The following is a 15,118-nucleotide window of genomic DNA, read 5'->3' as shown; positions in this document are numbered from 1 at the left end:
AATCAGCTGCGTCCGCGGTGGGTGCGCACTTGCCCGTCCTGGACGCCCCAGCCCCCGACGGCATCACCCTCCGGGAGGTCCACACCGATACCGATCTGCACCGCCTCGCCGAATTGTCCTCGGAGATATGGCAAGAGGACCGCACTTGGCTGGCCACCGCCCTGATCGACCAGCTTCACAGTGATCCGGCCCGGACCGTCGTCGTGGTCGCGGAAGCCTCCGGCCGAATGGTCTCCGCAGCCCGCCTGGAGATCGAACCCGAAACCGAATTCGCAGACCTCTGGGGCGGTGCCACCCTCCCCGCCTGGCGCCGCCGCGGCATCGACCGAGCCCTGGTCGCCCACCGCGCCCGCATCGCCACAGCCCGAGGCATCCGCTACCTCCACGTCGACGCCACCGAAAACAGCCGCCCCATCCTCCAACGCTGGGGCTTCACCGCCATCACCACCACAACCCCGTACGTCTCTGAGCCGGTGACCGGTTGGGCATCGGCCTGTGCAGCACCCCCGCCGCGCTCTAGTAGGCTGACCACTTCCGCGCCACTACCAGGAGAGTCCATGACCGCGTTCGAGAATGTCAGTGTCACGAAGAAGGCGAATGTCTACTTCGACGGCAAGTGCATCAGCCACAACATCGTGTTGGCGGATGGCACCAGCAAGTCGGTCGGCGTCATTCTCCCGGCCACGCTGACGTTCACCACCGGCGCGCCGGAGATCATGGAGTTGCTGGAGGGTGAGTGCAAGGTGACGCTCGCCGGTGCGGAGGAGACCGTGGTCTACCGCGGCGGCGAGACGTTCTCGGTGCCGGGGGACAGCTCGTTCCAGATCGAGGTCATCGAGCCGGTGCATTACGTCTGCCACTTCGGCTGAGCTACCTGCGCACAACGCCCGCGTGATCCGATCGGATCGCGCGGGCGGTTTTGTGCCGGGATGTCTCGCTCAGACCAGGTAGCGGGCGTACCAGTCGGTCACGCGCTGCCAGGCTTCGGCGGCCGCGGCGGGGGCGTAGCGCGGGCCGGTGTCATTGAAGAAGGCGTGGTCGGCATTGGGCGCGACGAAGAAGTCGTGCTCGGCGCCGATCTTGTTCAAGGCGGCTTCCGCGGCGGGGCGGGAGGCGTCGACTCGGCTGTCGAGGGCGCCGTAGATGGCCAGGACCGCGGCTTTGGTGGCCATCTCGCCGCCATCGGGGAAGGGACCGTAGAACGGGGTGGCGGCCGCCAACTGCGGGGTGCCGGTGGTGAGGAGCAGCCAGGTGAGGCCGCCGCCGAAGCAGAAACCGGTGGCGCCCAGCTTCTTTCCCGGTGTGCGCTGCGCGAGTTCGGCGACACCCGCCTGCAGATCGGCGATGAAGCGTTCCTGCGGGAGTTTGCCCAGGGCCGCGGTAGCCGCCGCCTCCTCGCTGAAGCCGGCGGTGCCGCCCTCCTCCGAGAGCAGGTCGACCGCCAGCGCGTTGTATCCGATTCCCGCGAAACGGCCTGCGATGGAACGAATGTGGTCGGTGAGCCCGCGGTTTTCGTGGATGACCAGCACTCCGCCGCGCGGTTGCGCCGCGGCCGCCCAGGCGGCCTGCAGGGTGCGGCCGTCCGGCCCGGGGAAGGTGATCGGGCTCGTCGGTAGTGCGGTGCTCGATCCGGGAGGTGTGGCCGGCACAGCTGCTGCCGACGTCGATGTTGTTGGGGGAGTTGGGGAATCGCCGGCCTTGTCGGCGCAGGCGGCCAGCAGCGTGACAGCGGCCGGTGCGCCCAGCCCGAGCATTCCCAGCCGGCGCAGCGCCTCGCGGCGACTGAGCAGGCCCTCGACGTGGTCGGTGGCGATTTCCTCTGCGATATAGCGCTGCAGCGGCGTCATGCCGGACAGCCTAGGCCCAGCGCCGGGAATGCAGAACGGCTGCCGTCGTTATGCTTCCACGTTGCTGTTTTTCAGGATGTGGAGGTCGCGGTATGCGCGGTGTGCGTTTCGATGAGTTCGGTGGGCCGGAGGTCTTGCGGCTGGTGGAGCTCGAGCTGCCGGAGCCGGGCGCGGGCGAGGTGACCATCGATGTCGCCTATGTCGGAGTGAATTTCGCGGACTTGCAGGCCAGGTCCATCGGCTATCGGGTGGCGGGCCTGCCGTTTGTCCCCGGGCTGGAGCTGTCCGGTCATGTGCGGGCCGTCGGCGCGGGGGTCGAGGGCCTGACCGTCGGTCAGCCGGTCGCCGCCATCACCGAGGGCGGCGCGTACGCGGAGGTGGCCGTCGCCAAGGCCGCGACCGTGTTCCCGGTGCCGGAGGGCGTCGATTTGCGTACTGCCGCCACCCTTCCCACGGTGCTGCCGACCGCCTATGCCCTCGTGCATACGGTCGGCCGGTTGCAGCCGGGGGAGACCGTGCTGGTGCAGGCCGCCGCCGGCGGTGTCGGCACGGTGGCCGGGCAGGTGGCCAAGCTGGCCGGAGCCGGTGCGGTATACGGCGTGGTTTCCAGTGCGGCCAAGGCGGATTACGCCCGTAAGCTCGGTTACGACGATGCGTTCCTGAGCGACACCTTCGACGACGAGGTCCGCGCAGCCACCGGCGGTCGCGGCGTCGATCTGGTGCTGGATCCGGTGGGCGGGCAGACCCTGCAGCGCGGGCTGGACGCACTGGCGCTGTTCGGCCGCCTGGTCTCGTTCGGCAATGCGGGCGGGGAACCCGCCTGGCAGGTCGGCTCGCCGCAGCTCTACCCGCGCGGTCGCTCCGTCGCCGGATTCTCGATCCTCGGCCTGACCGCGAACGAGCCGCAGGTGCTGCGCGAAATCGCTTCGCGCGCCTTCGAATTGGTCACCAGTGGTCAGGTGGATCTGCCGATCACCGCCGAATTCCCGCTCGGTGAGGTCGCCGAGGCCCATCGCCTGATGGAGAGCCGCACCTCGACGGGCAAGCTCATCCTCTCCCTCGGGGCCTGAGCCGCCGAAGCGGCAGTGCCGCAAGCATTCCTGACTGTAACTCGCCGAAACCGGCCGAGAGCGAACAACTCTCGGCCGGTTTCGGCTGTTGCATTTGTCACAGGCGGCTCTTTAGCGCGGCGCCATGCGGATCGCGCCGTCGAGACGAATGGTCTCACCGTTCAGCATCGGGTTCTCCACGATGTGGCGCACCAGTGCGGCGTATTCGGCCGGGTCGCCGAGGCGTGCCGGATGTGGCACCTGCGCGCCGAGCGCGGCGATCATCGTTTCGGGCACATTGGCGAAAATGGGCGTGTGGAACAGGCCCGGCGCGATCGTCATGACGCGAATCTTGTACGAGGCCAGATCGCGCGCGACCGGAAGCGTCAAGCCCACGATGCCGCCCTTGGAGGCTGCGTAGGCGGCTTGACCGATCTGGCCGTCGTACGCGGCCACCGAGGCGGTGTTCACGATGACGCCGCGTTCGCCGTCGGCCTCTTCGGTCGCCGAGATGCGTTCGGCGGCCAGGCGGATGACGTTGAACGTACCGATCAGGTTGATGTTCACAACCTTCTTGAACGAGTCCAGCGGGAACGCGCCCTGCTTGCCGACCGTCTTGATGGCATTGCCGATTCCCGCGCAGTTCACGGCAATTCGCAGCGTGCCGAGTGCCTCGGCGGCGTCCAGCGCGGCGGTGACATCCTCTTCGCTGGTCACGTCGCCGGGCGAGAACACCACGCGCTCACCGAGTTCCTCGGCCACAGCCTTGCCGTCGGACGAGGGCAGGTCGATGATCACGACCTTCACTCCGGCCGAGTGCAGTTCGCGCACAGTGGCCAGGCCGAGTCCGGACGCGCCGCCGGTAACGATCGCGGCGATGTCTGCTGTCTTCACAAAACCTCCAAATAGCTTGTCTTGTGAATGTAGATTCTTGTGTGGCGGTACGTGAGAGCGGGTCCCCGGCGTGGTGTGCACAGGCCGCTGACGGGCCTGCTATCGCGTACGCGCGGGGAATACAAGGAGTGCCTTCCGGCGCGTCGAGTCGCTGGAATCCTGCACATGCGAAATAATTTCTGATCGGGACCGTCTTGACTGCGACGCAACCGGCGGCGCGGTGACGGCGGGCCGTCCTGCGACACCGACCGTCCGTCACGACCGACCGCCGAGAGGGTCCGACGATGCAGCACGACGCGCCTGGCTCCACGGATAACCGAGCAATGTTGAAGTCGTACAAAAAACTCTCGCGGTGGTATCCCGCACTGGAACCCGCCCCGCAGGGCGCGGTGGCCGCGGGCGCGGCGCCCGGGTCCGCAGATGCGCACGGCGAGACGGCTTTCGGCGAGCCGCTCACGAGCGATGACGGCCCGGCCCGTTTTCCGCACTACATCCGGGACGATGAGCCCGATCTCGATTTCCCCCCGGTTCCGGAATCGGTCTTGCGCCGCACGCACTTCAGCGGCGCCTGGTCCGATTGGATGACCGATCACGAGTCCGCTTCCTACACACCGAAACTGCGCTATCGCGGTTCCACCGTCGTGGAATTTCCGGGCGATGGCGAGGATGATGGGTCGCGACCGGATGTGGCCTCGGCACTGTTGGACGCCGTGGACACGGACGCCGCCGCCAAGACACGCGCGGTGCCCGTCTCGCCCGATCGATACAGGCGCCGACGGGCTTTCGCGCTCACTTTCCTGATTGTTGCCATCCTGTTGCTGGCTGCTGCCGGAGGAGTTGCTCTCTATGTGCTCAACTCACACAGTGGCACTTCGCAATCCATCGGCACACTCGGAACGGACCCCCGTTCCGGTCCGAGTGACCTCCCGGCGGCGTACAACGAAATGACGGCGACCGTGGCGATCGGCGACCATATCCCCGCCGCAGGCATTCCGGCTGGATAAGAGGGAGAGCTGAGAACGATGGATCAGGACTGGAGCCGCTGGCTCGACGAGGTGCCCGAAGAGGGCGAATCGTCAGGCCGTGCCGCGCGTTCCAAGGCTCCGGTAGTGCGCTTGCGTAAGCGTCGCGGCGATTCCGGCGAGGCCGGTCCGGCGCAGCGCCCGATTCTGGTGGTGGGTGGCTGCGGTGGCGCGGGCGCCACCACGACGGCTCTGGGCATCGCGGGCGAGATCGGCGCCGCCGGTGCGCAAACGGTAGCCGTGGACGCCACTTTTGCGGGAAGCGATCTCGCATTGCGGGGCGCTGACGAGCATTTGAGCCCGATCAGTCTGCAGGCGTGGCTCTACGGCCGCGGTGACGACGAGGCCGCACCGCTCAAGGAATGCCTCTCGCGGGCGACCTCGGGCATCGGCCTGCTGTGGCGCGATCCGGCCCCGCTGCGCCGCCGCGCCACCTATCTCACGGTGGCGCGCGCGATCGACGAGTCCGGTTATGCGCCGGTCTACGACGGCGGCAGCCCCATCGCGAGCCGGCACCTGCGCCCGCTGCTCGAAGACGGGGATATCGCTCTGGTGCTGTCGATTCCGGCCCGCGCCGATGCCGCCAACCGGTTGCGGGTGACGCTGGAGTGGCTCGACGATCAGTTCGGCGGCCCCGGCGAGGGGCAGGGTGACGGAATCGTCGGAGATACCACGATTGTTGTCTCACATCAGTTGCCGGGTGGTGATTCTCGAGTCGCTGACCATTTGCGGGAACATCTCGACGGCTGGGTCGGTGATATTCGCGAAGTGCCCTACGACCCCCACCTCGCCCGCGGAGAGCTTGTGCGGCACGGAGATCTGGCTAACGAGACACGCCGGGCATATCGCCGCCTGCTTGCCGGGGTGGCATCATGACCGCAGCCATGAAGGAACGTCGACCCTCCCCCGAAACCGCAATGGCGGCAGGTGTGGTGCCACCCCCGGAAGCCCGCCGCGCACCGATTTGGGACCGTCCCGTACCCGGCGGCGGCCGCGCGCCACTGGTGTGGCTGCTCGGTGTGCACGGCGGCGCCGGGGCCAGCACTCTCGCGCATCTGCTTGCGCCGGCGGCGGATTCGTATCGCCGCTGGCCCGGAGTCTTCGATCGCGAATCCCCGTTCGTGGTGCTGGTCGCCCGCGAGACCATCTCGGGGCTGACCCGCGCCCACGATCTGCTGCGCCAGCATCACGCCGGCCTGGCCGGCCCGTGTGAGGTGCTGGGCATGGTGACGGTGGCGGCGCGGCCGGGCCGTATTCCGGTGGAGATCCGCCGCTATCGCGATGTGGTCGGTTCGCTGGCCGGTCAGGTGTGGCAGGTGCCGTGGCACGAGGAGTGGACGCTGGTCGAGCCCGATCAGCTGCCGGTCTGGTCGCCCGCCGATCCGGTGCCGAATCAGCGCAAGCGGAAAACCGATGCGCTGCAGGAGATTACCTCCGACATCTGGGAGCTGGGCTCGGACATCGTGGCGGCGGCGCAGGACGCGCTCGACGCCCCCCGCCCGGATGCCCCGGAAGCGGACGAGTGATCATTGTGACTGTTGGAATGCGTTGTGCCCGAAGAGGTTCCCTAATCCAAGGGGAGATTGTCACTAGCGGTTCATATTTGGAAAAGGACAGACAATGAGCATGATCCTCGTCGTACACGACGCGTACACGCAGGTCCTCGCCCAGGTCGGCAATCCGACCCCCGAGGCTCCGCCCGCGTCGGACAAATTGCTGAAGCTGGTTCGTTACTTCACCTGGTTCGTCCTGTTGTCGGGAATCATGGGAATCACCTACGCGGGCGGCAGATTCGCCTGGGAGAAGTGGTCAGGAGGCGGTTTGGAGTCGCCGAAGATGGTGGCGGGAGCCATGATCGGTGGAATCATCGCGACCAGTGCGGGCACGATCATGAACGCTGTGATCACCTAGTGTCCGCCACAGTTGCCGTGCTGGCATACAAGCAGATGCCGGCCGATGTCCTTCGGCCGATGATGCAGCTGATCGACTGGCTGCTGTGGTGCGTGCTGCTGTTCTGCCTGGCCTGGATGATCCTGTCCGCCGGCAAGCTGTGGTACCACTTCCGCGGCGATCTGGCCGCCAACGAAGCGACGCACGGGGTGGTGATGAGCCTGTTGGGCGCCATCATGGCGAGTTCGGCCAGTGCTATCGCTCTCGCCCTGCTGCCTGCATAGAGGGTCCGGTCCGCACACATTGTCCAGCACTGAAATGTCAAGTGACATACATACTTCGGAGGCGTCGTCATGAACGAGAAGGAGTCGCCCGAGCGCGACCGCATCTCGTTCGGCGTCATTGCCTCGGCGGCCGTGGTGATCCTGATCATCGTCGTGGGCGTCGTGGTCTACATCGGGCGTGACAACAGCCCCTCCGCTACCAAGCCCGACGGTACGGCTCCGGCGGTCTCCGATGCGGGCGCTACAGGTTTCGCGGCGCCCGAGGTGGATCTGTTCGGCCGCCGTGTCGATATTCCCAACAACGTTGCCGGGCAGCCGCTTCCGCAGGATGTGCGCAAACAGCACAAGCCTTCGGATCAGGACTGGCTGACCGCCGCCCCGGCGGGCACCGTCGATCCGGACGGCTGGCAGCGGGTCTACGGCGCCTCGGTGCCGTTCTCCACCTCCGACGGCCCGTCGCGTTTGGAAGACGGTCTGGCGGTGGGCTATTCGCACACACCGCAGGGTGCGGTGCTGGCCGCCGCGCAGATCACCTACCGGCTCAATGCCCGCCCCGCCGATCGCGAGCTCTATGTGCGGCAGGTGCGGGTCTCGGCGCAGCAGGTGACCGCCTACGACCAGGCCCTGGCGGATCAGCGGCTGCCGAAACAGCAGCCGGAGAAGGTAACCCGATACCTGGTGGCGTCCGACGCCTTCCAGATCGAGAACTATGCCGACGATATGGCGATCGTGCGGCTCGCGGCGCGCGGGCCGGTCGTCGACAACAGACAGCTGTGGGCGGCCGTACGGCTGATCATGGTGTGGGATGCCGGGGATTGGCGGCTCAAGCCGTCGACCTCCAAGACCTCGCAGACCGAGTACGTGGATTCCCTTGCGGGGTGGACCCGGTGGTAACGGAACGAATGGTGACTGAAGTGGCCCTGCGACCCTTCGAGGGGTGGACCATATGGTGAGGCGCATTCTCACGATCTTCGCGGTCGTGTTCACCGTCATGATCGCTACGCCGACGGTGGCGTACGGACAGACCTACGGGTTCGACCAGGCGTGCAACGACTTACACGATTCGCTCGACGGTCTCGGTATCCCCGGGGTGAGCCTCGGTGACGCGGCCTCGGCCGCCTGTAAGGCCGGCAATGTCGCCACCCACCCGACCGACGCGGCCGCGGCCGTGCGCGACAAGGCGTGGGATTCCACCTTCGGCAAGGTGGTGGACTCGCTGATGAACGGTCTGGGCGAGGCGCTGATCCTGGCGCTGACCTTCTGGATGAAGGTGCCCAACGATCGGATCAGTGATTCCGGCGCACTATTCACCAAGATCAACGACTACACCTATCAGCTACAGATTCTGCTGCTGATGGTGTCGGTGATCCTGTCCGGCATGAAACTCGCCGAAGCCAGACGCGGCGCCGCGGTCAGTGAGGCGGCGGAATCGTTCAGAATGTTCGCCCGCGTGGTGTTCAGCTCCTGGATGCTGGGCGCGGTCATCGTCGCGGGCACTCAGGCCTCGGACAAGTTCTCCGAGTGGGTGATCAACGACGCCACCGACGGCCAGGCCAAGAACATTGCCGAGCTGATGGTGAAAACCTCGAAGCTGCAAGCCTTCTCGCCCGGTCTGGTGCTGATCATCGCGATCGTGGGCCTGCTGGGCGCGCTCGCGCAGATCATTCTGGCGATCGTGCGCCAGGGTCTGCTGGTGGTCGCGGCGGGCGTGCTGCCCCTGGCGGCGGCGGCCTCGGGCACCTCGACCGGCAGGCAGTCCTATCCGAAGCTGATCAGCTGGATCATCGCCTTCATGCTGTACAAACCGGTGGCCGCGATCGTCTACATGATCGCGTTCACCACCGCCGGGCACGTGGATGATCTGTCCACTGCCGCAACGCTGCCGGACTCCGATCAGGCCCAGCGCATGCTGGTCGCGATCGTGCTGCTGTGCAGTGCCGCGTTCGTCCTGCCCGCGCTCATGCGCCTGGCCACCCCGGCCGTGGCGATCGTGGGTAGCGGTGGTTCCGGTCTGACCGCGACCACCGGCACCCTGGTCGGCGTGGCCGCCATCGGTGCGGTCGGCAGCCGGGCCGTCGGTGCGCGTGCCATGGCCGGACCGGGCTCCGCCGGATTTGTCGGTCCGGGCCGCGGTCCGCGACCGCCGGGCGGTATAGCCGGTCGGGGCGGCGGCGGTGGCGGGGGAGGCGGCGGAGGTCCGCGTCCGTCCCCGGCGCCGGGCGGCGGTGGCGGCGGTGGTGCTGCCGCGAGTCCTGCGGCTTCCGGTGGATCGGCCGCAGTACCGTCAGGCGCGACACGGGCAGCAGCTAATCGAGTCGCTCAGGTGCGTGCGGCGACCGCGGGCCTGAATCGGGCCGATGCGACCGCGGGTGATCTGGCCGGCGACCGCTGGGCCAACCGTTCCCCCGATCTCGGCAGGAGCACCATTCCGCGATGACCATGACCGACACCTACGAGCGCCGCTCGTACGGACTGTGGCAGAAGCCGCGCAGCGCAGGACTTTTCGGCCTGCGCTGGGGTGAGACCGTGGTCGGGTTCGCGGTCGTGATCACCGGTCTGCTGACGGCGATGATCGCCGGCCCGAAACCGGCGCTGTTCGTCGCCGGACTCGGCCTGATCGTGATGACTCCACTGGTGTGGCGGACGGGGGGCCGCTCCGGCTACGAGAACGGATTGATGATGTTCCATTGGTTGCGGGGCCGCGGCAAGGGCGAACACGTCTACCGCGGTGGCCGATTCTCCCGGATTCCGGGCGGTGTGACCCGGCTGCCGGGCCTGATGGCTCCGTCGCGCCTGTACGAGGGCATCGACGCCGGCGGTTACAGCTTCGGCATGATCCACCTACCCCAGTTCGGCCAGTACACAGTCGTGCTGCGGGCCTGGCCGCAGGGCCACGAGGCCGTCGACCAGCCGGTGATCGATCGCTGGGTGTCGGCCTGGGGCACCTTCCTGGCCTCGCTCGGGCAGACCTCCGACATCGTGGCCGTGGTACCGGTGATCGATACCGTGCCCGAGACCGGAAACCGTTTGCTCACCGAGGTTTCGGCCATCACCCGGCCCGAGGCGCCGGAGCTGGCGCAGCAGGTCATGTACGAATTGGCGACCGAGTTGCCGCAGGAGCGGGTGCAATTGCTGCCGCGCGTGGCCATCACCTTCAAGGCCACCACCGCCGAACGCCGGAAGAACCCGGCGGAGGAGGCGGTCGAGATCGGCCGCCGGCTGCCGGGCATCTGCGCGGCGCTGTCGGAGGCGGGCGTGCGCTGCCAGCCCATGTCGGCCGATGAGGTCATCTCCTACATTCGGCGCAGTTACGATCCGGCCTCCCAGGCCGACCTCGAGGTCGCCTCGGGCGAACCCGGTGGGCACGGCCTGGATTGGGCCGATGCCGGTCCGGTCTCGCACGAAGAGCGCTGGGACCACTTCATTCACGACGGCGGTCGCTCGGTCACCTGGGAGATGGACACCGCTCCCGAGGGCGCGGTCGACGAGCGTGTGCTGCAGCGGCTGCTCGCGCCGAATCCCGAGGTGCCGCGCAAACGTATCGCCATCGTCTTCCGGCCGCATTCGGCCGGCGATGCCGCCCAGATCGTCGATGACGACTTCAAGAACGCGCTCGTCGCTCAGCAGAGCGAGCGCGGAGTCGTCTCGGCCGCCGCATCCATCCGGGTCGGCGCCACCCAGCAGGCCCGAGAAGAACAGGCCAGGGGTCACGGTGTGACCCGCTTCGGGGCATTGGTGACCATTACCGAACCCCTGCGCGGCGATCTGCCGCGCATCGAAGCCATCACCCGCGACCTGTCCACACAGGCGCGGCTGAAAATCCGGCGGTGCTACCGCTACCAGGCGGCCGCCTTCGCAGCCTCGCTCGGCTGCGGGGTGATCCTGCCGGAACACGCGACGATTCCGAAAGCACTTGCGGGGTGACCGTTCATGGCACGTGAATTCGAACCACCGGTGCGGGAACGCGATGCCGTTCCCGCCCGTCGTGCTGCCCGTCGCGAGGCGGTCCCGGATGAGCCCGAGCGCACGCTCGGCGATCCGGAGCAGGCCTATCCCGCGAGCCGGGTGGCCCGCGACGAGCACCGCCCACGCCGCGGCACCCTGCCCGACCGCCGTCTGCTCCGCCGCGACCCCCTCCCGGACGCCGACGCACCCATCCAACTCGGCCCGCCCGCCGAAGGGCAGGAGGGTGATTCGGACGCCCAGGCCCCGCCCGCGCCCCTCGAACTCAACCCCCCGGACCGCGAGCGCTCCTCCTACGACGCCCTGCGCGCCTCCGCCCCCCAGGCGATCGAGCCGACTCCGGTTCGCTCCGACCCCGCGCCGGAGCGCGAATCCCGGACCGCCGCAGACGTTTCGGGCCGTGACCCGCAGGCACTGAGACAGGCCCCGGATCGGGACGCTCGCGCGGACCGTGAACGGCAGTCGGCGGCAGCAACTTCGGGCCGTGACCAGCAGGGTCTTGGGCAATCCCCGGGACGGGATGCCCGTGCCACCGGAAGCCGCGAAGGGCAGTCGGCGGCAGCAACTTCGGGCCGTGACCAGCAGGGTCTTGGGCAATCCCCGGGACGGGATGCCCGTGCCACCGGAAGCCGCGAAGGGCAGTCGGCGGCAGCAACTTCGGGCCGTGACCAGCAGGGTCTTGTGCAAACCCCGGGACGGGATGCGCGTGCCCCCGGAGACCGCGAACGGCGGTCGGCAGCAGCGACGTCCGGGCGGGAGCCGCGGGCGGACCTGCCGGGCTCGGATTCTCGGGCCGCGGCGGCGGAAAAGGCGCCGCGCACAGGTGATCCGGTCGCGGAAGCCGGGGTCCCGGGCAGTGCCGGAATTGCCGATGCCGATCGGGCGGCCCGGCGGCAGGCAGCCGGCGAGGGATCGAGGCGTGCGGGTGAGGGCGCGCCGTCAGCCACGGTGGGAGCGGAAGCTGCTGCGGTGGTGGGGGATTCGGCGGTTATTACAGAAGGTCTCAGCGGCTCGGAACAGTCGGAGCGGGAACGTGCGCGCCGTGTGGTGACCGAAGGTGCGCGCCCGCGCGATTCGGATCGAGTCGAGGGGGAGCGCATGGATGGGGAAGGTACTCGCGGCGGCGACGCCGTGACTGACATGGTTCCGCCGGTGCTGGAATCGCCCGGGCTGGTACCGGAGCGGCTGGAGGCGGCGGCCGAGGCCAGGCCGCGGCGTCCGCGCGGTCCGGAGGTCGCACCGGGGGAGGGACAGCCCGGGCGTGACATAGCGCGGGCCGGAGAACCCCCCGCGCGCGAACGCCGCGCCGAGACTGCGGGCGAACGTGAGGCCCGCCGTGCGGCGGGTGGCGAGCGTCGCGGTGAGCACGCGGGCGAGCGAGAAGGCCGCCGTCCCGCCGATATCGAAGGCCGGTTGCGCGGTTCCGACGCACCGGGTCAGCGCCGCCGTCCGCCGGGCGCCGAGGGGCAGCGTGGCGAGGGCAGGCATGCACCCCGCGCCGAGGGCCGAGCCGTACCTCGTGGCGAAGGCCGTGACGGGCTGCGTGGCGAAGGCCGTGAGGTGCCGCGTGAAGGTCGCGATGTGCTGCGCGGTGAAGGCCGTGACGGGCTGCGCGGCGAGAGCCGTGACCTGCCCCGTGGTGAAGCGCGTGACGGGCTGCGTGGTGAAGGTCGCGAGGTATCGCGCGAAGGTCGCGATGCGCTGCGCGGTGACGGTGTGCCGCGTGGTGAGGGCGTGCCGCGCGCCGAGGGCCGGGAAGCGCAGCGCCCCGGCGGCGCCGAGGGCCGTCCCAGGCCCACCGATGCCGATCGTGTGCATCTGGGTGGCCGCACCGGGACACCCGCGCGTCCCCGGCGACCGCGCCCCGAGGGCGAATCTGCTGATCGCCCGGAGCGCGGCAGGCAGGCGCGCACCCGTCCGGAGCGGCCCGCCACCGAGGAGCAGAAGCGCACCGCCGCGCGGAAGACCAAGAGCGATAAGGCGGCTCAGTCCAAGGCCGCCAAATCCGCTGCCGCCAAGCGCCGGGCCGCGGCCAAGAAGAAGCAGTCCGGTCCCAAACTGCTCGATGACGCCGCGCGCGCGAAGCTGGAGGTGGTGGCACGCGAACAGAACGGCCTGCGTGCCGCCTGGGCCACCTTCCGGCTGCATACCGATGATCTGCGCCGCCGCAATTTCGCGGCCCGCGCGGAGCGTATGGAGTACGGCAGTGTCGACGAATTCGACCGCACCACAGCACAACTGACCGACCGCGGCTATATCGGCGCGGGCGGCGGGCGGATGAACGTGATCGGCCGCCCGGTCGAATACCGCGCCACCACCGCGCAGGTCGCGGGCCTGTGGCCGTGGTCGGTCGGCGCGGGCGCGCCCCTCATCGGCACCCCGCTGGGCTCCCATCTGCACACCGGTGCGCCGGTCTGCTTCGACCCGATGAACTGGTTCATGCGCGGCAGTTTCATCACCGCGCCGAGCCTTTTCGTGCTGGGCCTCAATGGTTTCGGCAAATCCTCGCTGGTGCGCCGCATTGTGCTCGGCGGTGTGGCGCAGGGCATCACCCCGCTCATCCTGGCCGACGTCAAGCCCGACTACCGCAAGCTGGTGGAGCTGGTCGACGGCCAGGTCATCGATCTGGGTTACGGCCACGGCAAGCTCAATCCGCTCGCCGCCGGCGTGCTCGGCTCCATCGTGCCGAAGCTCGATCACCTGCCCGAACTGCAGATTCAGGTGATGCAGGAGCTGCGGGCCCGCCAGACCACCCTGGTCGCCGGTCTGGTGGAGCTGGTTCGCGGTGCGCGCGTACGCGATTACGAGGAAACGCTCATCTCGACCGCGCTGACCATCCTGTACCGGACGGGCAGCAAATTCACCCCCGACCAGCCGCCCATCATCGAGGACCTGCTCACCGTGATCATCACGGGCGGTGAGGAAATGCAACTCGACGCCGGCGCCGACAACGCCGAGGAATACCAGAACGCCATCAAGGGCCTGCGCCGATCATTGCGCGCGCTCACCCAGGGTCCGTTCGGCGCGGTCTTCAACGGGCAGACCACAACTCCCATCGATACGACCGCCACCGCGGTCTGCATCGACGTCTCGCACATCCCCAGCGGGGACAAGAAGCTCAAGGCCGCCGTCATGCTGGCCTGCTGGGCCGACGGTTTCGCCTCGGTGGAGGCCGCGCACGTGCTCGCCGATGCCGATCTGGGCCCGCAGCGCTACTTCCAGGTAGTCATGGACGAGCTGTGGCAGGTGCTCGGCCTGGGCGACTTCATGGTCGACCGGGTGGACGAATTGACCCGTCTGCAGCGCGGAATCGCCACCTCGCTCATCATGATCAGCCACACCATCAAGGATCTGCAGTCCCTCGGCTCGGAGGCCGCCATCTCCAAGGCGCTCGGCTTCCTGGAACGCGCCCGCGCCAAGATCTTCGGCGCACTGCCGGCCGAGGAGATCGCCCGCCTCGATTCCACGGTCCCGTTCACCTCCGCCGAGGAGGACATGGTGACCAGTTGGTCTGCGCCGCAGGCCCTCACCGGCGAGGCGCTCAAACCGGGCCAGCACCGGCCACCCGCACCGGGTACCGGCAAGTTCCTGCTCAAGATCGGTGAGGATCGCCGCCCGGGCATCCCGTTCCAGATGGAGTTCACGCCCTCCGAGAAGGAGAGCGGAATCCACGACACCAACCAGCGTTTCAGCGAATTCACCGAATCCACCGCCCGCCGCGGCACCGACGACGGGAGTGCCGCATGATGCCGCATCGGTCTTATCGAAGAGTCTCGCCCGAGGTCAGACAGGCCGCGGTCGAATCGGTCATCGCGCTCACCGGCAAGCTGCGGTCCGAGTCCGAGGCCTGCCGGGCGGTCGCCGAACAGATCGGCGTGCACACCAATTCGGTGCGCAACTGGGTCCGCGCCGCGGAGAGCCCGGGCCTGGAACGCATGGACGCGATCGCCCTGCGGCGCAAGGTGGCACTGCTGCAGCAGCAGTTGGCCGCCGCCGCCGAGATGAATCGCAGCCTGGTGGAGACCCTGCACGACGCCAAGCGGGGCGTATGACCGCGTGCCGCATAGGGCATCTGACCGCGTGTCGCGAGTGCGGACACGCCGACTCGGCAAACCCGCCGGTATTGCCCGGCCGCCGATTTCAAGGACTAGCCTGGAGGTCGGTGCGGT

The 15,118-nt window shown here is 68.5% G+C and carries 14 protein-coding genes and 1 pseudogene; 13 read left to right on the top strand and 2 right to left on the bottom strand.

Annotation, left to right across the window (positions count from 1 at the left end; all coding sequences use genetic code 11):
* Nucleotides 1-17 precede the first annotated feature (17 nt).
* Nucleotides 18-422, top strand: a pseudogene (locus OG716_RS17140) (GNAT family N-acetyltransferase); the annotation flags it as partial.
* 135 nt (nucleotides 423-557) lie between these two features.
* Nucleotides 558-869, top strand: a complete 312-nt coding sequence (locus OG716_RS17135) for a pyrimidine/purine nucleoside phosphorylase (RefSeq protein WP_405139723.1) — start codon at nucleotides 558-560, stop codon at nucleotides 867-869.
* Nucleotides 870-938: 69 nt separating this feature from the next.
* On the opposite strand, the gene OG716_RS17130 is transcribed toward OG716_RS17135, so the two are convergent.
* Entirely contained in the window at nucleotides 939-1,847 is a 909-nt protein-coding gene (locus tag OG716_RS17130) for a dienelactone hydrolase family protein (protein ID WP_405138568.1), read from the bottom strand.
* 92 nt (nucleotides 1,848-1,939) lie between these two features.
* Between OG716_RS17130 and OG716_RS17125 the strand changes: the two genes are divergently transcribed.
* Nucleotides 1,940-2,917: a zinc-binding alcohol dehydrogenase family protein gene (locus tag OG716_RS17125; RefSeq protein ID WP_405138567.1), complete on the top strand. Its 978-nt coding sequence runs from the start codon at nucleotides 1,940-1,942 to the stop codon at nucleotides 2,915-2,917.
* Between the two features lie 111 nt (nucleotides 2,918-3,028).
* Here the strand turns inward: OG716_RS17125 and OG716_RS17120 are convergent, their stop codons facing one another.
* Nucleotides 3,029-3,790, bottom strand: coding sequence for a 3-hydroxyacyl-CoA dehydrogenase (locus OG716_RS17120; RefSeq protein ID WP_355120378.1), 762 nt, complete (start codon nucleotides 3,788-3,790; stop codon nucleotides 3,029-3,031).
* A gap of 323 nt (nucleotides 3,791-4,113) precedes the next feature.
* Between OG716_RS17120 and OG716_RS17115 the strand changes: the two genes are divergently transcribed.
* From OG716_RS17115 to OG716_RS17070, 10 genes are all read left to right on the top strand, one after another.
* The gene (locus OG716_RS17115) at nucleotides 4,114-4,794 is read left to right on the top strand and encodes a hypothetical protein (RefSeq protein ID WP_405138566.1); all 681 of its coding nucleotides are present in this window, start codon (nucleotides 4,114-4,116) and stop codon (nucleotides 4,792-4,794) included.
* An 18-nt stretch (nucleotides 4,795-4,812) separates the two neighbouring features.
* The gene (locus OG716_RS17110) at nucleotides 4,813-5,688 is read left to right on the top strand and encodes a hypothetical protein (protein WP_355120374.1); all 876 of its coding nucleotides are present in this window, start codon (nucleotides 4,813-4,815) and stop codon (nucleotides 5,686-5,688) included.
* Complete coding sequence (locus OG716_RS17105; protein ID WP_405138565.1) at nucleotides 5,685-6,338, top strand: hypothetical protein; 654 nt, start codon at nucleotides 5,685-5,687, stop codon at nucleotides 6,336-6,338. Before OG716_RS17110 ends, OG716_RS17105 begins: the two co-directional genes overlap by 4 nt.
* 94 nt (nucleotides 6,339-6,432) lie before the next feature.
* Nucleotides 6,433-6,723, top strand: a complete 291-nt coding sequence (locus OG716_RS17100; protein ID WP_297614170.1) for a hypothetical protein — start codon at nucleotides 6,433-6,435, stop codon at nucleotides 6,721-6,723.
* Nucleotides 6,723-6,986: a hypothetical protein gene (locus OG716_RS17095; protein WP_355120372.1), complete on the top strand. Its 264-nt coding sequence runs from the start codon at nucleotides 6,723-6,725 to the stop codon at nucleotides 6,984-6,986. Before OG716_RS17100 ends, OG716_RS17095 begins: the two co-directional genes overlap by 1 nt.
* A 69-nt stretch (nucleotides 6,987-7,055) precedes the next feature.
* Nucleotides 7,056-7,880, top strand: a complete 825-nt coding sequence (locus tag OG716_RS17090; protein WP_405138564.1) for a hypothetical protein — start codon at nucleotides 7,056-7,058, stop codon at nucleotides 7,878-7,880.
* Between the two features lie 52 nt (nucleotides 7,881-7,932).
* Nucleotides 7,933-9,423 carry a hypothetical protein gene (locus tag OG716_RS17085; RefSeq protein ID WP_355120368.1) on the top strand — a complete coding sequence of 497 codons (1,491 nt, stop codon included), beginning with the start codon at nucleotides 7,933-7,935 and terminating at the stop codon, nucleotides 9,421-9,423.
* The gene (locus OG716_RS17080) at nucleotides 9,420-10,910 is read left to right on the top strand and encodes an SCO6880 family protein (protein ID WP_327145613.1); all 1,491 of its coding nucleotides are present in this window, start codon (nucleotides 9,420-9,422) and stop codon (nucleotides 10,908-10,910) included. The genes OG716_RS17085 and OG716_RS17080 overlap by 4 nt, the downstream gene beginning before the upstream one ends.
* Nucleotides 10,911-10,916: 6 nt before the next feature.
* Nucleotides 10,917-14,696: a hypothetical protein gene (locus OG716_RS17075; protein WP_405138563.1), complete on the top strand. Its 3,780-nt coding sequence runs from the start codon at nucleotides 10,917-10,919 to the stop codon at nucleotides 14,694-14,696.
* Nucleotides 14,693-15,001, top strand: a complete 309-nt coding sequence (locus tag OG716_RS17070) for a transposase (RefSeq protein WP_405138562.1) — start codon at nucleotides 14,693-14,695, stop codon at nucleotides 14,999-15,001. Before OG716_RS17075 ends, OG716_RS17070 begins: the two co-directional genes overlap by 4 nt.
* Nucleotides 15,002-15,118 lie beyond the last annotated feature (117 nt).

The organism is Nocardia sp. NBC_01388 (genome assembly GCF_045040085.1).
In the GTDB taxonomy this organism is placed as follows: domain Bacteria; phylum Actinomycetota; class Actinomycetes; order Mycobacteriales; family Mycobacteriaceae; genus Nocardia.
The sequence above is the reverse complement of the archived record's forward strand: the minus strand, read 5'-3'. Positions and strand labels throughout refer to the sequence as shown.